Raw genomic sequence first — 19,070 nt, 5'->3', positions numbered from 1 at the left:
GACGTCCCGGGTAAACCGGACAAGGCGGACGCTCACCCGCCGACCAGGAGTTGGTCGTGCACCACCCGCACCCCCGGCGCGCACCAGGCGACCCGCTCGACCTGGTCGCGTTCCCACCAGGATCGGACCACCCCGGCAAGGACCAGCGTGTCGCCGTCCACCTCGACGGTCACCCGCTCGGCACCGATCGTGCGTGCCAGCGCCCGCTGGACGTCCCGACGCAGCCGATCGGCGACCGGTGGCGCCGACGGTCGCACCTCGATCAGGTTGGTGATTCCCCGGACGCCGTCGAGCCGGCGCAACTCCCCCTCGGCAGCGCGCCGCTGCCATCCGAACTCGACCTCACCGCGCAGCATCAGCCAGCCGTTGGCAACTGTCACGTCCAGCCGCTCAGCGGGCACGAAGCTGTCCCATTCCAGCGCACGGGAGGCAGCGATGGCGATCTCGGCGTCGGTACGCCCCGGTGTGCCGGGCAGCCGCACCTCGATCTCGTCGGCCACCGCCCGTACGCCCCGAACCCGCTGTGCACACCGCGTCGCGGCCCAAGAGCGAGCGGCACCGTCCACGAATCCGGTCAGGGTGACCACGCCCTCGTCAACGGTCACACCGATCTCGTTCGGTTGCAGCCGGGCGTCCCAGGCCAACTCCGCCAGGACGTCGCGTTGGATCCGCTGGTCGTCGCGCGACGCTCGACTCCAGGTCGGCGATGTGGGGGCATCCAAGCCCTGGGACACCCCCACATCGGCGACCTCGTGTCGATCACGCCCGCGGACATCCACCATCCCGGTCATGGCACCCACCCCCTGGTTCGGTTGCCGAGACTCGCCCAACGAACCTGCCGGGCAAACGGGTGACGGCGGTTCACCCGATCCGGGTGAACCGCCGTCGGGGCGGAAAGAAGCGGCGGGTGACGGAGCCGACCCCCTCGGCCCCGCCACCCGCCGCCGGAGGGAGGAGGCAGGTTCAGATATGAGTTAGGACGTCTCGGCGAGCGTCACGGTTGCCGACTTCTCGGCGCCGTTCCGCTTGAACTGCACCTCGACCCGGTCGCCGACCTTGCCGGCCTGCACCGCGCCGACCAGGTCATCCGAATCGTTGACCAGCTTGTCGCCGAATCGGGTGACGACGTCGCCGCGCTGGAGTCCGGCCTTCGCGGCCGGGCTGCCCTCGGTGACCGACGCGACGAGTGCGCCGCCGCCCTCGGCCTGGTTGACGCCCACCCCGAGCGACGGGTGGCTGACCTTCTCGCCGCGCTGAAGCTTGCCCGCGACGTCCTTGGCCTTGTTGCTGGGGATGGCGAACCCGACGCCGATGTTGCCGGTGCTCTGCCCGGAGGTCGCGATGGCGGTGTTGACGCCGATCACCTCACCCCGAGTGTTGACCAGCGCGCCGCCGGAGTTGCCCGGGTTGATCGGTGCATCGGTCTGGAGCAGACCGGAGATCGAGCTGACGGCCTGGCTCTGCTGGGTCGGGTCCTGCTGCTGACCCTCGCCGGCCCGGATGGTGCGGTCCCGGGCGCTGAGGATGCCCGAGGTCACCGAACCCTGCAGGCCGAGCGGGCTGCCCAGGGCGAGCACCTGGTCGCCGACCTGCATGGCGTCGCTGTCGCCGAACTTGGCCGGCTTGAGGTCGGTGACCGCGTTGGCCTTGACCACGGCCAGGTCGGTCTTCGGGTCGGTGCCGATGATCTTCGCTGCGGCCTTCGTGCCGTCGGCGAAGACCACCTGGACGGTGTCACCGCTGGCGGAGGCGACCACGTGGTTGTTGGTGAGCACGTAGCCGTCGGCGGTGAGCACCACCCCGGAGCCCTCGCCGCTTTCGGTGGCGATGGAGACGACGCTGTCCTGCACGGACGCGGCGATCTTTGGCAGGTCGGCGCTGTTGAGCACCGGTGCCGCGGAGTACGTGCGGGTGACGCCGCCGCTGTCGTCGCCCAGGGCGAGGGCGAGGGCCCCACCTGCCACACCGGAGCCGAGCATCAGGGCGAACACCGCGACGCCGGCACCGGCGAACTTGGCGATCCGGCCCGGTCGGGGGCCGCTGCCGGGCGGCGCGACCTGCGGGCCCCACGGCGGGACCGGCTGACCCGGGTGCTGGGCATGCTGACCCGGGTGCTGGGCGTGCTGCTGGTGCGGCGGGTACGCCATACCCGGCTGACCCCCGCCGGCCCAGCCGGACTGCTGGCCCTGGTACCAGGGGGCACCGGGGTGCTGGCCGGCATTCGGCTGCGGGTAGCCGGGCTGGCCGGGTGCCGGGTATCCGGAGACCGGGTACGGCGGCGCGGACGCAGTCGGCGGCTCGTACCCGGTCGGCTGCGCGGTGGTCGGCGGCTCGTACCCCGTCGGCTGGCCCGGGTGTGCGGCCGGTGCGTCGGCCGCGGCGGGCGTGACAGCGGTGGTCTCCGTGTCACCAGCGGTCGAAACGACCGTGGAGTCACCGCCGGTCGAAACGACCGGAGAGTCACCAGCGGTCGAAACGACCTGGACGGGAGTAGTCGGGGAGTCGGACTGCGCGCGCTCGTCGCGCGGCAGCTCGGCGGTGGGGTGCGACGGCTCGGCGTCGATGGGGGCCGGCCGGCGCTGCGGGTCGGACTCGAACTCGGTCATGCCACTACCTTCTCCCTGTGCACTGCAATCAAGCTGGAACCGGCCTGGAAGTTGGCTGAAAGTCACTCGTCGGCTTCGTCGACCTGTGGCAGCAGCGGCATCCGGACCCGGAAGGTGGCCCCACCGCCGGGTGTCTCGGTCACCTCGACCGTGCCGTGGTGCGCGGCGACCAGCGCCGCCACGATGGCCAGGCCGAGGCCGGTGCCGGTGTTGCCGTCAGCCCGCCGTGTACGCGCCGCGTCGGCCCGGTAGAACCGCTCGAAGACTCGTTCCGCCTGCTCCGCCGAGAGACCTGGGCCGGTGTCGGCCACCTCCACGACGGCGAGGTCCCCCGGTTCGGCCCGCAACCGCACGCGAATCTCGGCGTCCGGCGGGGTGTGGGTCAGCGCGTTGGTGACGAGGTTGCCGATCACCTGGCGCAGCCGCGCGTCGTCGGCGGAGACGACGAGCGGACCCGATCCGGGCTCGATCTCCAACTCGATCCGGCGATCCGGGGCCATCACTTGAGCGGCCTGCACCGCGTCGGAGGCGAGCACCGGCAACTCCACCGGAGTCAGCGAGAGCGGCCGTTCCCGGTCCAGCCGGGCGAGCAGCAGCAGGTCCTCCACCAGCAGCCCCATCCGGGCCGCCTCGTCCTCGATCCGACGCAGCAGGCCGGCGGTCTGCTCCGGCTCACGGGCCGCGCCCTGCCGGTACAGCTCGGCGAAGCCGCGAATGGTGGTCAGCGGGGTCCGCAACTCGTGCGAAGCGTCGGCGACGAACCGCCGCATCCGTTCCTCGGAGCCGATGGCCCGCGCCTCGGACGCCTGAGCGGCGACGGCGGCATCGCGAGCAGCGCTCTCTGCCCAGCGCGCCGCGGTTTCCGAGGCGGCTCTGGCGGTGAACGCCGCCTCGATCTGGGTGAGCATCGCGTTCAGCGCACGGGACAGCCGGCCCAGTTCCGAGGTCGGATGCTCCTGCCCCTGCTCCGGGTCGGGCACCCGCTGGGTCAGGTCGCCCCCGGCGATGGCGGCGGCGGTGCGTTCGATCTCCACCAGCGGTTTGAGGCTGGTCCGGACGATCGCCGCGCCGACCGAAGCCAACATGATCAGCACTGCGCCGCCGACCAGGAGATCTATCCAGACGAGCTGCTTCACGGCCCGGTCCACGTCGGTCAGCGGCTGGCCCACGGCCAGCACCGAGCCGTCCGGCTGGGCCGCGTAGTAGAGCCGCCACCGGGTGCGGCCGTCTTGCGAGATGACCGTCCGCGGCTCCCCCTCCAGATCCTCGAAGCCGTCACGGCTCGTCGCAAAGGTGGGCAGCTCCCCGGGATCGAGACTGAACTTGTCGTAGACCGGCTTGTAGACCTGCTGCTCGTCGGCCAGGCGCAGGACGTAGTCACTGGGCAGCATCGCGCCGACCTCACCGCTGCGCAGCTGCGGGAGCAGCTGGCCGAGCCCTCGGGCGGTCGAACTGATCTGCCCGTCGACCTGGCCCTCCAGGTAGTTGCGGAGGAGGTAGGCGGTCAATGAGCTGATCACCAGCAGCGCGACGGCGACCAGCGCCAGCACCGAGGTGACCAGTTTGACCCGCAGCGGTACGCCCCGCACCCGCCCCTTCGCCTGCTGGACCGCGTTCACGCCGCCGGCTTGCGCAGCACGTACCCGACGCCACGGAGGGTGTGGATCAACCGGGGTTGGGTGGTGTCGACCTTGCGCCGCAGGTAGGAGATGTAGGACTCGACGATGTTGTCGTCACCACGGAAGTCGTAGTTCCAGACGTGGTCGAGGATCTGCGCCTTGGACAGCACCCGGTTGGCGTTGAGCATCAGATAGCGCAGCAGCTTGAACTCGGTCGGCGAAAGCTGCACGCGCTGGCCGGCCCGGTGCACCTCGTGGGTCTCCTCGTCCAGCTCCAGGTCGGCGAAGGTGAGCCGGGACGGGGCCTGCTCGCCGGTCGTGGTGCGGCGCAGCACGGCGCGGATCCGGGCGGTCAACTCCTCCAGGCTGAACGGCTTGGTGACGTAGTCGTCGCCGCCCAGGGTCAGCCCGCGGATCTTGTCGTCGGTGGCGTCCCGGGCGGTCAGAAAGACCACCGGGGTACGCGTGCCGCCCTCGCGCAGCATTCGGATGACCTCGAACCCGTCCAGGTCCGGCAGCATCACGTCGAGTACCACCAGGTCGGGCCGGTGGTCCTTGGCGGCGTTGAGCGCCGCGCTCCCACTGGTCGCGGTGGCCACGTCGAAGCCCGCGAACCGCAGGCTCGCGGAGAGCAGTTCGAGGATGTTGGGGTCGTCCTCGACGACGAGCAGTCGCGCCTCGGTCTGGGTAGCGGGCATGCGCCAATCATCGGTGACGTCACTGCGGCGGCGCTGGATGATTCCTGCAAAAAGGCTGTGAGTCGCCGGGCCCGTCACCGGCCGTGCGACGACGTCGGTCAGCGCAGCAGGCGACGCAGCCCGTCCAGCGCGCCGTCGAGCAGCCGGACCGCGGTGCGCAGTTGGGTGTCACTGAACTGCCGGGCGCGCACCAGCCTGCCCACCTCGGCGGTGAACGCGCTCAACCGCTTGTCGAACTCGTCGAGCAGTGCGGCTTGCGGCCCGTCGGCCGGCGCCGGCCGGGTCGGTGGCACCTGTGTGTCCCACCGGGTACGCCGGGTCTGCCGGGTTGCCTCGCTCAACTCCCGCTTGAGGTCGCGAACCGAGCCGCGCACCTCGCTGCGGATCTCGCCGGCGAGGGTGGAGAGGTCCGCCACCGAGGCTGCGATGTCCGCCTCCAGCGCGGTCAGCTCGCCGGCTCGTTGGCGCAGCTCGTCGCGGCCGGCGTCGGTGATGTCGTACGTCTTGCGTCCGCCGGCAGCGGTGTGGCTGACCAGCCCTTCGGCCTCCAGCCGTTGCAGCCGGGGGTAGATGGTGCCGGCGCTGGGCGCGTAGAGCCCGAGGAACCGGTCCTCCAGCAGGCGAATCAGCTCGTAGCCGTGCTTCGGGCCGTCGTCGAGCAGCTTGAGCAGGTAGAGCCGGAGCCGCCCGTGGCTGAACACGGCGGTCACGGCAGCTCCTCCCCATCGTCGTCGACAGCTCGGGCGAGCAGGGCGATGCTGCCCGAGGTCGCGGAAGCCCAGAGCTTACCTTCGCCGGCGCCGAGCACTCCCTCGCTGCTGGGCAGTGGGAACGTCGAGGTGCGCACCTGGGGGAAGCCACTGGTGATCCGGCCCGAGGCGGTGTGCAGTTGGACGGCGAGGTCGCTGTCCTCGCGAACCCGGACGGTGATGCTGCCCGAGATGGTGGTCAGCCGGATCTCGCTGCGCCGAGGATTGTCGAGGTCGCAGGTTATTGCGCCCGAGATGGTCTGCGCCCGCACCCGGTCGGCGGCGCTGTCGGCGAGGATCACCTCCCCGGAGACTGTCTCCAGGGTGAGGTCGCCGCGTACGCCGAGCGCCTCCACCGGCCCAGAGGTGATCTTCGCGGAGGTGCTGCCGCGCAGGCCCATCAGGGTGATCTGACCGGCGGTGACGTGGACCGTCGTCTGGCGGCGCAGGCCGGAGGCGACAAGCGAGCCCGCGACCAGGCCCAGGTCGGCGAGGACATCGGCGGGCACGGCGACGGAGACGTCCACCCGCGGATAACGGTGGATCATCCGGAACCACCGCAGGACGTCCGCCCAGCCCTGGCCGCGCTCCTGACGAATGGTGAGCCGGCCGTCGGAGTGGTCGATCAGGACCGGCCGACGGCCGACCTGGGTGACGTCGATCCGGGTCGGGCCGTCGGTGGCGACCACGTTGAGCCGTCCACTCACCAGGCGGACGTCCAGCCGGGTGACCGGGCCGTCCACGGTGAGCCGCTGCGGGCTGTCGACCGTCCATCTGGCCATGGCGTCCCCCTCTCGACGACGCGCGAACACGCGCCTGACAGGGAGCACAGTAACGCGATACATCGCGACAGCACAAGACAGGTCGTGAGTTGGTCGAGCGCGATGCCTCCGCGTCATGGTGATGACTCGGCGGCATCGCGCTCATCGCGGTGGGCAGGGCCGGACGACCCCCCGCCGCGCCGTTCCCCTCAGGCCGCCAGGCCCAGCTCCCGGCCGGTGACCGGCGTCGAGACGGGAACGGCCGGGGTCGCCGTGGGCACCGAACGCAGCCGGGCCCGCGCTACGGCCCCCGCCGTGGGCAGCAGGTGTACGGCCGACTCGGCGGCCCGGGCCAGCAACCGCCGGTCGGCATCACGGGCCGGGTGCAGGGCGGCGGTGATCGTCACCGACACCACCAACTCCCGCGCCGTGACCACCCGGGCCACCGACCGCAGCAGGGTGTCCGCACCGAGGAAGGCAGCAGCCGTGGTGGTCGCCCCGGTGGCCTCGCAGCGGTAGGCGATCCGCAGCGGCACCACCGGGCTGCCCGTGTCGATGGCCGCCTGGAACGTCGCCGGCCGGAAACCGCCGCCGGGGCGGCAGTCGGCGGCACCGTCACCAGCACACCAGGTCGTACCCTCCGGAAAGACCGCCACCGACCGTCCGGCGCGCAGCGTGTCAGCGACCCGGCCGACGGTGGCCGGCAGCGCCCGCGGCCGGGAACGGTCCACGAAGACCGTGCCCAACGCCGAGGCCAGGAGACCGACCACCGGCCACGAGCGGATCTCCCGCTTCGCGACCATCCGGGTGGGCGCGACCGCCAGCACCGCGAGAATGTCCAACCACGAGACATGGTTGGCGACCAGCAGCGCCCGCCGCCGGGGCAGCCGACCCCGGATCACCAACCGGACACCGAAGGCTCGGGCGGTGGCCCGGGCCCAGCCGCGCACCGCTGCCTGCCGTTCCCGGGCCGGGAGCACGGGCAGCAGCACCACCAGGCCGACCCCGGCCAGCAGCATGCCGGCCACGGCAACCAACCTGAGCACCCGGCGAGCCACCGGTGCCGTGGGCACCTCATCGGCCGCCGGCAGACAATCGTCGTCGCAGCCCGATGTGGGCCGCCACAGGTCGTGCGACACGGCGGTCACCGCTGCGCCTCCTCGCCCAGGAAGTGCCGCAGGTAACGGGGGTTCATCCGGTCCAGGCAGAAGAGCACGTAGAAGTCCGCGCACCCGAAGTCGGGGTCGTACGACGGTTCGCCGCAGATCCATGCGCCAAGACGGAGGTAGCCCCGCAGCAGCGGCGGCACCGCGACGCGCCCAGCCGGCTGGGCGGCTACCGAGGCAGCGGCGGCCAGTTCGAGAGCGGCGGCCGAGTCGGCGAACCAGGGCCGCAGCGGGCGGACCCGCAACGGCGGCGGCGACAGGTGCCGGGTCTGGGCCTGCGCCCACACCTCGGCGACCGTCCGCCCCCCGTCGTCCACCGGCACCGAGGCGCAGCCGCCGAGCCAGCGGGAGCCACGCAGGTGCAGGTACCTGGTGAGTCCGGCCCACATCAGGTTGATCACCGCGCCCGAGCGGTGGTCCGGGTGCACACAGGAGCGGCCCGTCTCAACCAGGTCGTCGCGGAGCGGGTCGAGCGCGGTGAGGTCGAACTCGTCCTCGGCGTACCGGCGGTCGGTGCGGCCGGGCGGCAACAGCCGGTACGTGCCGACCACCTCGCCGGTGCTGTCCTCGCGGACGATCAGATGGTCGCAGTACGCGTCGAAGGGGTCCACGTCCAACCCGGCCGCACCGGGGAGGAGGGTGGCGCCTAGCTCGGTGGCGAACACCTCGTGACGCAGGCGTTGCGCGGCCGCGACCTGGGTGGGGTCGTCGGCGATCAGCAGGGTGTATCCGCTGGTCGTCAGGGGTGCGCCAGCGGCATGCAGAACGGCCATGGGATCTGTCTAGGTGCCCGGGTTGCCATCCACGGGGACCACTGGTGTCGATCGGATGAACGCCGGCAGGCGAGACCGCTAGCCACACCCGGCCGTGGGCGTGCGAGGCTGCCGGAGCGGACCGGCGAACGAGCCGGCACGCCTCACCGGAGGTCGACGATGCGCATCGAATCCCGCTACAACGGGCCCGCCGGATCCGGCAACGGCGGCTGGAGCGCGGGAGTGTTCGCCGCCGAGCAGGGCGGCACCGGCCCGGTCGAGGTGACGCTGCGCCGGCCACCGCCCCTGCAGACCGAGCTGAGTCTGGTCGACGGCGAGGTACGTGACCCGGCCGGCGAACTGGTGGCCGAGGTGCGCCCGGTCGGGGTGGTCGATGCCGTCGTACCCCCTGTCGACCTGGACACCGCGGCGGCTGCGGCGACCCGCTACCCCGGCCTGGTCGAGCATCCGTTCCCCAGCTGTTATGTCTGTGGGCCGCAGCGGCCCGACGGGCTGCGGATCTTTCCCGGCCGGCTGCCGGATGGCCGGACCGCCGCGCCGTTCCGGGCACCTGAGCAGGTCAGCGCAGCCACGGTCTGGGCGGCGCTGGACTGCCCCGGCGGGTGGACCGTGCTCGCGCCGGGCCGCCCGTACCTGCTGGGTCGGATCGCCGCCGTGGTCGCGGCGCTGCCAGGGCCTGACGACGAGTGCGTGGTGACCGGGGCGCTGATCGGCGTCGATGGGCGCAAGGCGCTCGTGCACACCAGCCTGTACGGCCCGGACGGCGCGCTACTCGGGGCTGCCCGGGCCACCTGGATCGCCCGCTGACCCCCCGGCCGTCGTCCGCAGGTAGGAGTCGCCTCCCCCCTGCGACGGACCACAACGTACGGACCGCGCCTGATTGACCTTGTTGCCCCGTGCCGTCACGCTGTGCCACGGCGTACATCGACGCCACACACGGGAGGAGAACGATGACTGACGGGCAGCGAAGCCCCACCAGCGACGGTCAGATCGTGGTGTCCGGTCTGACGAAGCAGTACAAGAACGTGCGGGCGGTGAACAACCTGTCCTTCACCGTGGCACCGGGGCGGGTGACCGGCTTCCTCGGTCCGAACGGCGCTGGCAAGACCACCACGCTGCGCATGCTGCTGAACCTGGTCACGCCGACCGCGGGCACGGCCACCATCAGCGGCCATCGGTACGCCGACCTCACGCAACCGCTGCGGCACGTCGGCGCGGTGCTGGAGGCCTCCAGCGCGCACAAGGGCCGTACCGGCATCAACCACCTGCGGGTCCTCTGCGCGGCGGCCGGGCTGCCCAAGCAGCGGGCCGACGAGGCGCTGGCCCTGGTTGGGTTGACGCCGGCGGCGAAGCGCAAGTTCAAGGGTTACTCGCTGGGCATGAAGCAGCGGCTCGGCATCGCCGCCGCGATGCTCGGCAACCCCCGGGTGCTGATCCTCGACGAGCCGGCCAACGGGCTCGACCCGGAGGGCATCCGGTGGATGCGTGGGTTCCTCAAGAACCTCGCCCACGAGGGTCGCACCGTGCTGGTCTCCAGCCACCTGCTGTCGGAGATGCAACTGCTCGCCGACGACGTGGTGATCATCGCGGCCGGGCAGCTGGTCCGGCAGGGTCCGGTCGACCATGTTCTCGGCTCGATGGCGCAGAGCGCCCGGGTCCGGGTCCGCACGCCGCACGCCGAGGCGCTGATCGCCGCGCTGAAGGCGCAGTCGGCGACCGTCGACACCGACGAGCAGGGCACCCTGCTGGTTGCCGGGGTGGACGCCCCGACGATCGGCCGGTCCGCCTTGGCGGCCGGGGTAGAGCTGCACGAACTGACCACCGAACGGCCCGATCTGGAACGGGTCTTCCTGGAGCTGACGGCCGGAAAGGCGGGCATCCGATGAACCTCGTCCGAGCCGAACTGCTCAAGATCCGCACGACCAGCACCTGGTGGTGGCTGGCCCTCGGCGCGTTCCTCTCGATCGCCCTGGCGTTCGCGATCAACGCGTGGTTGCTCGTCACGACGCTCGGTGGCGACGCAGGCGACGTCGGCGTCAGCGCCGAGCAGGCGACCGCGCCGGCGCAGGCGGCGAACCTTTACACCTCGGGCCAGTACCTCGGGCTGATGTTCGTGATGCTCATCGGCATCCTGATGGTCACCAACGAGTTCTTCCACCAGACTGCGACCACGACGTTCCTGACGACTCCCCGGCGTACGTCGGTCATCGTCGGCAAGCTCGTCGCCGCCAGCCTGCTCGGCTTCATGTTCTGGCTGGTGACCACGCTCATCGACCTGGCCGCCGGCTCGGTCTTCCTGTCCCTGAACGACTACGGCGCCCAGCTCGGTGAGTGGCCGGTGCAGCGGGCGCTGCTGTTCAACCTGCTCGCGTACGCCATCTGGACGATCCTCGGGGTGGGCATCGGCACGCTGATCACCAACCAGCTCGGCGCGGTGATCACGGCGGCGGTGCTCTATCTGATCGGCACCCAGGTGGTGGGTCTGCTGTTCCTGCTCCTGTCGAACGTGCTCGACAGCGAGGCGGTGCTCAAGTGGCAGGTGGTCTGGCCCGCGGTGGCCTCCCAGGTCATGATCACGGAGGGCACCTCGGAATTCACACCATCCTGGTGGGTCGGTGCCCTGGTGCTGATCGGTTACGCGCTGGTCAGCGGGGTCGTCGGAGTCCTGCTCACTCGGCGGCGCGACATCGCCTGACGGCGGTCCCGACCTCGGGGTGGCGGCGACAAGCTGGCCGCCCCGGGGTCCTCGTCGTTGCCGCCGCCCTGGTCTCGTCGTTGCCACAGGGCCGGGACGTGCTGGATCCCGGCGCGTTAGCAGCCGTCGACCAACCGCGCAGCTGTTGCTGAACTTCTGGCATCTTCTGTGAAACCGGCCACGGGACCGAGGCGGAAATGCCTGCGGGATCGGTACGGCGTAGCCTGGGAGCCGTCCAGTCCGTGCTCCTAATCGGGCGCGACGGGACACACCGCGTGCCACACAAACCCGCGTGAAAGAGGCGATTACCGGCCGTGTCGACCCAGCAGACTTCGCAGGAGAACCCACTGGCGGGTTTCGGCCCGAATGAGTGGATCGTCGAGGAGATGTATCAGCGCTACCTCGCCGACCCAACCAGCGTCGATTCGGCCTGGCACGACTTCTTCGCCGACTATCGGCCAGCGCCCGGAGCGGCCGCGCCGCGCGGGGTCGAGTCGTCGTCGGACAAGCCGGCCGCCGCCCCCGAGCCGGACGGCCAGCCGGAGGCAGCCGCCACGGTCAGCCAGCCGAGCGCCACGGCGCAGCCGGCGACCGCGAGCAAGCCGTCCGCAGCCAAGCCGTCCGCCAAGCAGTCGGCACCGGCCAAGCCCGCCGCAGCGCCGGCCACAGCCAAGGCCGCCCCGGAGAAGGCCGCCCCGGCCAAGCCGGCCGCAAAGCCGTCCGCGCCGACCGCCGACGGCCCGCAGACCACGCCGTTGCGTGGCGTCGCCGCGAAGATCGTCCAGAACATGGACGCCTCGCTGAGCGTGCCGACCGCGACCAGCGTGCGCGCGGTCCCGGCCAAGCTGCTTGTCGACAACCGCATCGTGATCAACAACCACCTCGCCCGTGGGCGAGGCGGCAAGGTCAGCTTCACCCACCTGGTCGGCTACGCGATGGTCCGGGCGCTGGTCCAGCACCCGGAGATGAACAACTCCTTCGCCGAGGCCAACGGCAAGCCGGCGGTGGTCCGCCCGCAACACGTCAACCTCGGCATCGCGATCGACCTGGCCAAGCCGGACGGCAGCCGCAACCTGGTGGTCCCCTCCATCAAGGGCTGCGAGCAGATGGACTTCCGGCAGTTCTGGCAGGCGTACGAGGACGTGGTCCGGCGGGCGCGGCGCAATGAGCTGACCATGGAGGACTACTCCGGCACCACGATCTCGCTGACCAACCCGGGCGGCATCGGCACCGTGCACTCGATGCCGCGGCTGATGCAGGGGCAGAGCGCGATCATCGGCGTCGGCGCGATGGAATACCCGGCCCCCTACCAGGGCATGTCCGAGGCCACGCTGGCCGAGCTGGCCGTCAGCAAGATCATCACGCTGACCAGCACGTACGACCACCGGATCATCCAGGGCGCGCAGTCCGGCGAGTTCCTCAAGGTGATGCACGAGCTGATCCTGGGCGAGCACGGCTTCTACGACCAGATCTTCACCTCGCTGCGCATCCCGTACGAGCCGGTGCGCTGGATGCGCGACGTTGCGGTCAACTCCGAGGGTCAGATCAACAAGACCGCCCGGGTGCACGAGCTGATCCACGCGTACCGGGTGCGCGGTCACCTGATGGCCGACACCGACCCGCTGGAATTCAAGATCCGCAAGCACCCCGACCTGGACGTCCTCCAGCACGGGCTCACCCTGTGGGACCTGGACCGCGAGTTCCCGGTCAACGGCTTCGCCGGCCGGCAGCGGATGAAGCTCCGTGAGATCCTCGGCGTGCTGCGCGACTCATACTGTCGCCGGGTCGGCATCGAGTACATGCACATCCAGGACCCGGAGGAGCGGCGCTGGGTCCAGGAGCGGATCGAGCGCAAGTACGAGAAGCCGGCAGCCGACGAGCAGAAGCACGTCCTCAACCGGCTCAACGCCGCCGAGGCGTTCGAAACCTTCCTGCAGACCAAGTACGTCGGCCAGAAGCGCTTCTCGCTGGAGGGCGGCGAGTCGCTGATCCCGCTGCTCGGCGAGGTTCTGGAGTCCTCTGCCGAGAACGGCCTGGACGAGGTCGTCATCGGCATGGCCCACCGGGGTCGACTCAACGTGCTGGCCAACATCGTCGGCAAGCCGTACGAGAAGATCTTCTCGGAGTTCGAGGGCCACCTGGACCCGCGCTCGACGCAGGGCTCCGGCGACGTGAAATACCACCTGGGTCAGAACGGCAAGTTCACCACCCCCGGCGGCGATCACTCCGTCAAGGTGTCGGTGGTGGCCAACCCGTCGCACCTGGAGGCCGTCGACCCGGTGCTGGAAGGCATCGTCCGGGCCAAGCAGGACCGGATCGACCTCAAGCTCGAGGGTTACACCGTCCTGCCGCTTGCGGTGCACGGTGACGCGGCGTTCGCCGGGCAGGGTGTGGTCGCCGAGACGCTCAACCTGTCGCAGCTGCGCGGCTACCGCACCGGCGGCACCGTGCACGTGGTGGTCAACAACCAGGTCGGCTTCACCACCGCCCCGGAATACAGCCGGTCCAGCCTCTACAGCACCGACGTGGCCCGGATGATCCAGGCGCCGATCTTCCACGTCAACGGCGACGACCCGGAGGCCGTGGTCCGAGTGGCCCGGCTGGCCTTCGAATACCGGCAGACGTTCAACAAGGACGTCGTGATCGACATGGTCTGCTACCGCCGGCGCGGGCACAACGAGGGCGACGACCCGTCGATGTCCAACCCACAGATGTACAAGATCATTGACTCGAAGCGCTCGGTCCGCAAGCTCTACACCGAGGAGCTGATCGGTCGCGGCGACATCACCGTGGAGGACGCGGAAGAGCTGCTGCGTGACTACCAGGCGCAGCTGGAGAAGGTCTTCAAGGCCACCCGGGACGCCGCCGCGGCGCCACGCCAGCTCAACCGGCCGCGCCGCGAGGTGGAGCCGGAGCCGCAGGTCGACACCGCCACCGACGCGTCCGTGGTGAAGGCGATCGGCGAGGCGCACATCAACCTCCCCGAGGGCTTCACCCCGCACAAGCGGATCCAGCAACTGCTGGACCGGCGGGCCAAGATGTCCGTCGAGGGCAACATCGACTGGGGCTTCGGCGAGATCATCGCGCTCGGGGCGTTGCTGCACGACGGGGTCACCGTCCGGCTGGCCGGGCAGGATTCGCGTCGCGGCACGTTCGTCCAGCGACACGCCTCGGTGGTCGACTCCCGCACCGGCGACGACTACCTGCCGTTGAAGTCGCTCACCGGCGACGGCGAGCGCTCCCGGTTCTTCGTGCACGACTCGCTGCTCAGCGAGTACGCGGCGATGGGCTTCGAGTACGGCTACTCGGTGGAGAACATCAACGCGCTGGTCGCCTGGGAGGCCCAGTTCGGCGACTTCGTCAACGGCGCCCAGTCGGTGATCGACGAGTTCATCTCGTCCGGCGAGGTGAAGTGGGGCCAGCGCTCCGCCGTCACCCTGCTGCTGCCGCACGGCCACGAGGGCCAGGGCCCGGACCACACCTCCGGCCGGCCGGAGCGGTTCCTGCAGATGTGCGCCGAGGACAACATGCGGGTGTCCATCCCGACCACCCCGGCGAACTACTTCCACCTGCTGCGCCGCCAGGCCCTGTCGCCCAAGCGCAAGCCGCTTGTGGTGTTCACGCCGAAGTCGCTGCTGCGGCACAAGCTCTGCGTCTCGTCGGTGGAGGACTTCACCACCGGCACCTTCCAGCCGGTGCTGCGTGACACTGCCGCCCCGGCACCGGAGGCGGTGAAGCGGGTGCTGCTCTGCTCCGGCAAGGTCTACTACGACCTGTTCCAGGCTCGTCAGGAGCGCGGCGTCACCGACACCGCGATCATCCGGATCGAGCAGCTGTACCCGCTGCCGGTGGAGGAGATCCGGGCCGCCCTCGCGCAGTACCCGAACGCGGAGGACTTCGCCTGGGTGCAGGAGGAGCCGGCCAACCAGGGCGGCTGGTCGTTCGTCGCGCTCAACCTGCTGGAGCACCTCGCGGACGTCCGGCTTCGGCGGATCTCCCGCCCGGCCGCGGCCGCCCCGGCGGTCGGCTCCGCCAAGACCCACGAGGTCGAGCTGAACGCGCTGATCGAGGCGGCTCTCCCCCGCCCGTGACCTGACCGCACCATGAGAGCCGGGGCAGGCCGTTCACCACGGTCCTGCCCCGGTTCTGTTGGTCCACCCACCCATTTACCCGCCCGGCCCGCGCCGGGCTGAGCACGAGGACGTACGCGATGTACTTCACGGACCGTGGCATCGAGGAACTGGTCGAACGCCGGGGCGACGAGCAGGTGACCTTGGAGTGGCTCGGCGAGCGCCTGCGCGACTTCGTCGATCTCAACCCCGATTTCGAAACCCCCATCGAACGCCTGGCAACGTACCTGGCCCGCCTAGACGACCCCGACGACGAAGACGCCTAACCCCCCACCCCCACCCCAGACCCGCGGTGATCAAGAAGTTTCCGTCACCATCAGGGGCGGAAGTGACGCAAAGCTCTTGATCACCGGTGCCTTGGAGGGGTGGGGCGGCGGTGGAGGACTTGGGTGGCGGGGTCTCGCGATCTTCTAGGGTGGGGTTGTGGCTCGCAGTGTGTATCTGACTAGCGTGGGTTCGGGCGGGGGTAAGTCGACGATTGCCCTCGGGCTGGCGGAGTTGCTGTCCCGCCAGGTCGGGCGAATCGGCGTGTTCCGGCCGCTGGTCGCCGACGCCGGTCCGGACCCGATCCTCGCCCTGCTCAGCGAGCGTTACCGGGTCGAGTTGCCGCTGGCCGAGCTGGCCGGAGCGACCTACGCCGAGGCTGCCGCCCTGGTGGCCGACGGCCGGCGCGCGGAGCTGATCTCCGCCGTCGTCGAGCGTTACCGGGCGGTGGAGAGGCAGTGCCCGGCCGTGGTCGTGGTGGGCAGCGACTTCGACGAACCAGGCGACCCGGCCCATCCTCGGGAGCTTGCTTTCAATGCCCGGCTCGCTACCGAGTTCGGCAGCGTGGTGGTGCCTGTGGTGGACGGCTTCGGGCAGGAGCCGGGGGCTGTCGCGGCGGCCGTTCGCGGGGCGTACCACGATCTGGCCGACCTGGGCGCGACGGTGCTCGCGGTGATCGCCAACCGGGTGCCGGGGCCGATGACGCTGCCCGACCTGCCGGTCCCCGCGTACGCCATCCCGGAGGTGCCGAGCGTGTCCGCGCCGACGGTGGCGGAGGTGGCGGCGGCACTCGGTGCCACCCTGCTGGCCGGGGACGACGCCGCGCTCGGCCGGGACGTGTTGGACTTCGTGGTCGGCGCGGCACATGTGCCGACCCTGCTGGGTCACCTCACCGAGGGCGCCCTGGTGATCACCCCCGGGGACCGGGCCGACCTGCTCGTCGCCGCGAGCGCCGCGCACGTGGCCGGGCAGGTGTCGGTGGCCGGGCTGGTGCTCACCCTGGGCGTTCAGCCCGACCCGAGGGTCATGCGGCTTGTGGAAGGGCTGAACACCGGGCTGGCGGTGCTGTCCGTACGCAGCGACAGCTACGACACGGTGGCCGCGTCCAGTCGCATCGAGGGTCGGCCCAGCGCGGCGAATCCCCGCAAGGTGGAGGCTGCGCTCGGCGCGTTCGAGCGCTGCGTGGACACCGACGACCTGGCCCGCCGGTTGCGGGTCAGCCGGTCGGCGCGGGTCACCCCGCTGATGTTCGAGAACGAGCTGATCGACCGGGCCCGCTCGAAGCCCCGGCACCTGGTGCTGCCGGAGGGCAGCGAGGAACGGGTCCTGCGCGCGTCGGAGATCCTGCTGCGCCGTGGGGTGGCCGAGTTGACGTTGCTCGGCCGGCCCGACGACATCGCCCGGCGGACCCGCGAACTGGGCATCGACCTTGGCGACGCGAACGTGGTCGACCCGGTCACCAGCGGGTGGCGAGACGAGTTCGCGGCCGAGTACGCCCGGTTGCGCGCTCACCGCGGCGTCACCGCGGAGTTGGCGCACGACATCGTGGCCCAGGCCAACTACTTCGGCACCCTGATGGTGGCGGCCGGGCGAGCCGACGGCATGGTCTCCGGTGCCACGCACACCACCGCTGCGACCATCCGGCCCGCGTTCGAGATCATCCGTACCGTGCCGGACGTATCGGTCGCCTCCAGCGTCTTCTTCATGCTGCTCGCCGATCGGGTGCTGGTGTACGGCGACTGTGCGGTCAACCGCGACCCGGACGCCGCCCAACTCGCCGACATCGCGATCTCGTCGGCCGACACCGCCGCCCGGTTCGGCATCGAACCCCGGGTGGCGATGCTGTCGTACTCCACGGGCAGCTCCGGCGCCGGCGAGGACGTGGAGAAGGTCGCCACGGCCACCGCGCTGGTCCGGGAGCGCCGGCCCGATCTGCTGGTCGAAGGGCCGATTCAGTACGACGCGGCGATCGACCCGGCGGTGGCGGCGACGAAGTTGCCGGGCAGCCCGGTCGCCGGCCGGGCCACGGTCTTCATCTTTCCGGACCTGAACACCGGCAACAACACGTACAAGGCGGTGCAGCGCTCCGCCGGGGCGGTCGCCGTCGGCCCGGTGATGCAGGGCCTGCGCCGGCCGGTGAACGACCTTTCCCGTGGCGCCACCGTGCCGGACATCGTCAACACCGTGGCGATCACCGCCATCCAGGCGGCCACCGAGGAGGCCTCGTGAGTCGGGTTCTGGTGCTCAACTGTGGGTCGTCGTCGGTGAAGTGGCGCCATTACGACGGTGACCGGACGCTCGACCACGGCACCGTCGAGCGGGTCGGTGAGCCTGGCGGCGGCCCGTCGGATCACGCCGGTGCGGTCCGGCAGATCCTGGACGGGCTGGATCTGACCGGGTTGGCGGCGGTCGGGCACCGGGTGGTGCACGGCGGCCGGAGGTTCAGCACACCGGTCCTGGTCGACGACGCGGTGCTGGCCGCGATCAAGGACCTGGTGCCGCTCGCCCCGCTGCACAACCCGGCCAACCTGGCCGGCATCGAGGTGGCCCGCGCGGCACTGCCGGACGTCGGTCAGGTCGCCGTCTTCGACACCGCGTTCCACCACACCCTGCCGGAGGCCGCCGCGACGTACGCGATCGACCGGGACACCGCCGAGCGGTACGACATTCGCCGGTACGGCTTCCACGGCACCTCGCACGCGTACGTGTCCCGCCGCACCGCCGAACTGCTGGGCCGCCCGTACGAGCAGCTCAACACGATCACCTTGCACCTGGGCAACGGGGCCAGTGCCTGCGCGGTGGCGAACGGTCGCAGCGTCGCCACCTCGATGGGCATGTCCCCGTTGGAGGGGCTGGTGATGGGCACCCGCAGCGGCGACCTGGACCCGACGGTGATCTTCCACCTGCGCCGGGAGGCTGGGCTGTCGGTGGACGACATCGACGACCTGCTCAACCACCGCAGCGGTCTGCTCGGCCTGACCGGCGTCAACGACATGCGCGAGGTGCTTCAGCGCCGGGCGGCCGGGGATCGTGCAGCGGAGCTGGCCTTCGACGTGTACTGCCGGCGGATCACCGAGTACGTCGGGGCGTACTACGCGCTGCTCGGCCGCGTCGATGCCATCGCCTTCACCGCCGGGGTCGGCGAGAACGCCGCACCCGTCCGGGCTGCCGCGCTGGCCGGCCTGGATCGGCTCGGAATCACCGTGGACGATGCCCGCAACGACGGCGGCGGCGACCGGGTGATCTCGCCCGACGGCGCCGAGGTGAGCGTCTGCGTCATCCGCACCGACGAGGAACGGGAGATCGCCCGGCAGGCCCGGGACGTGGTCGAGGGCGGCTGACGAAGCTCCGGTCAGCGCAGGCGAGGGTCAGCGCAGCGCGGGGTCAGCGCAGCGCGAGCCAGGCGACAACGGCCACCACCAGCACCACGACCACCACACCGACGATCAGGGGGATGCGGGATGGGGCCTCCGTCGGCACCGCGGCTTCCGGCGTTTCGGTGAAGGCACGGAACGCCTCGGTGTTGCCGCTGGGGTCGGTGTAGTTCTCAGGCATGTCGGTGACCCTAGCGAAACGGTTTACGCGGCACCGCCCCCGGCCCACGTCGTC

General features: G+C 70.9%; 16 protein-coding genes. 7 read left to right on the top strand and 9 right to left on the bottom strand.

Features of this window, described 5'->3' with window-relative positions:
* Positions 1-32: 32 nt before the first annotated feature.
* The 8 genes from ACLQ28_RS02250 to ACLQ28_RS02215 form a co-directional block, all read right to left on the bottom strand.
* Complete coding sequence (locus ACLQ28_RS02250; RefSeq protein ID WP_425684502.1) at positions 33-791, bottom strand: BON domain-containing protein; 759 nt, start codon at positions 789-791, stop codon at positions 33-35.
* Between the two features lie 183 nt (positions 792-974).
* Positions 975-2,606 (bottom strand): trypsin-like peptidase domain-containing protein, encoded by a 1,632-nt coding sequence (locus ACLQ28_RS02245; RefSeq protein WP_425684501.1) that lies wholly within the window; start codon positions 2,604-2,606, stop codon positions 975-977.
* Positions 2,607-2,668: 62 nt separating this feature from the next.
* Positions 2,669-4,225 carry an ATP-binding protein gene (locus ACLQ28_RS02240; protein WP_425684500.1) on the bottom strand — a complete coding sequence of 519 codons (1,557 nt, stop codon included), beginning with the start codon at positions 4,223-4,225 and terminating at the stop codon, positions 2,669-2,671.
* Positions 4,222-4,923, bottom strand: coding sequence for a response regulator transcription factor (locus tag ACLQ28_RS02235; RefSeq protein ID WP_030336721.1), 702 nt, complete (start codon positions 4,921-4,923; stop codon positions 4,222-4,224). Before ACLQ28_RS02235 ends, ACLQ28_RS02240 begins: the two co-directional genes overlap by 4 nt.
* Before the next feature lie 98 nt (positions 4,924-5,021).
* Positions 5,022-5,633, bottom strand: a complete 612-nt coding sequence (locus ACLQ28_RS02230; RefSeq protein WP_425684499.1) for a PadR family transcriptional regulator — start codon at positions 5,631-5,633, stop codon at positions 5,022-5,024.
* Positions 5,630-6,454 (bottom strand): DUF4097 family beta strand repeat-containing protein, encoded by an 825-nt coding sequence (locus tag ACLQ28_RS02225; protein WP_425684498.1) that lies wholly within the window; start codon positions 6,452-6,454, stop codon positions 5,630-5,632. The genes ACLQ28_RS02230 and ACLQ28_RS02225 overlap by 4 nt, the downstream gene beginning before the upstream one ends.
* Positions 6,455-6,642: 188 nt before the next feature.
* Complete coding sequence (locus ACLQ28_RS02220; RefSeq protein WP_425684497.1) at positions 6,643-7,581, bottom strand: lysophospholipid acyltransferase family protein; 939 nt, start codon at positions 7,579-7,581, stop codon at positions 6,643-6,645.
* Complete coding sequence (locus ACLQ28_RS02215; RefSeq protein ID WP_425684496.1) at positions 7,578-8,372, bottom strand: GNAT family N-acetyltransferase; 795 nt, start codon at positions 8,370-8,372, stop codon at positions 7,578-7,580. Before ACLQ28_RS02215 ends, ACLQ28_RS02220 begins: the two co-directional genes overlap by 4 nt.
* Before the next feature lie 159 nt (positions 8,373-8,531).
* Between ACLQ28_RS02215 and ACLQ28_RS02210 the strand changes: the two genes are divergently transcribed.
* From ACLQ28_RS02210 to ACLQ28_RS02180, 7 genes are all read left to right on the top strand, one after another.
* Positions 8,532-9,179 (top strand): hypothetical protein, encoded by a 648-nt coding sequence (locus ACLQ28_RS02210; RefSeq protein WP_425684495.1) that lies wholly within the window; start codon positions 8,532-8,534, stop codon positions 9,177-9,179.
* Between the two features lie 143 nt (positions 9,180-9,322).
* Positions 9,323-10,258 (top strand): ABC transporter ATP-binding protein, encoded by a 936-nt coding sequence (locus ACLQ28_RS02205; RefSeq protein WP_425684494.1) that lies wholly within the window; start codon positions 9,323-9,325, stop codon positions 10,256-10,258.
* Positions 10,255-11,067 carry an ABC transporter permease gene (locus ACLQ28_RS02200; protein WP_425684493.1) on the top strand — a complete coding sequence of 271 codons (813 nt, stop codon included), beginning with the start codon at positions 10,255-10,257 and terminating at the stop codon, positions 11,065-11,067. The genes ACLQ28_RS02205 and ACLQ28_RS02200 overlap by 4 nt, the downstream gene beginning before the upstream one ends.
* A 314-nt stretch (positions 11,068-11,381) precedes the next feature.
* Positions 11,382-15,158, top strand: coding sequence for a multifunctional oxoglutarate decarboxylase/oxoglutarate dehydrogenase thiamine pyrophosphate-binding subunit/dihydrolipoyllysine-residue succinyltransferase subunit (locus tag ACLQ28_RS02195; RefSeq protein ID WP_425684492.1), 3,777 nt, complete (start codon positions 11,382-11,384; stop codon positions 15,156-15,158).
* Positions 15,159-15,277: 119 nt separating this feature from the next.
* Positions 15,278-15,463, top strand: coding sequence for a DUF6104 family protein (locus ACLQ28_RS02190; protein WP_007464679.1), 186 nt, complete (start codon positions 15,278-15,280; stop codon positions 15,461-15,463).
* A 157-nt stretch (positions 15,464-15,620) separates the two neighbouring features.
* The gene (gene pta, locus ACLQ28_RS02185; RefSeq protein WP_425684491.1) at positions 15,621-17,690 is read left to right on the top strand and encodes a phosphate acetyltransferase; all 2,070 of its coding nucleotides are present in this window, start codon (positions 15,621-15,623) and stop codon (positions 17,688-17,690) included.
* Positions 17,687-18,802 carry an acetate/propionate family kinase gene (locus ACLQ28_RS02180; RefSeq protein ID WP_425684490.1) on the top strand — a complete coding sequence of 372 codons (1,116 nt, stop codon included), beginning with the start codon at positions 17,687-17,689 and terminating at the stop codon, positions 18,800-18,802. Before pta ends, ACLQ28_RS02180 begins: the two co-directional genes overlap by 4 nt.
* A gap of 43 nt (positions 18,803-18,845) precedes the next feature.
* Here ACLQ28_RS02180 and ACLQ28_RS02175 read toward each other — a convergent pair whose 3' ends face one another.
* Entirely contained in the window at positions 18,846-19,016 is a 171-nt protein-coding gene (locus tag ACLQ28_RS02175; RefSeq protein ID WP_425684489.1) for a hypothetical protein, read from the bottom strand.
* Positions 19,017-19,070 lie beyond the last annotated feature (54 nt).

The organism is Micromonospora sp. DT201 (genome assembly GCF_049841575.1).
In the GTDB taxonomy this organism is placed as follows: domain Bacteria; phylum Actinomycetota; class Actinomycetes; order Mycobacteriales; family Micromonosporaceae; genus Micromonospora.
This window is presented reverse-complemented; position numbering and strand designations above follow the sequence as displayed.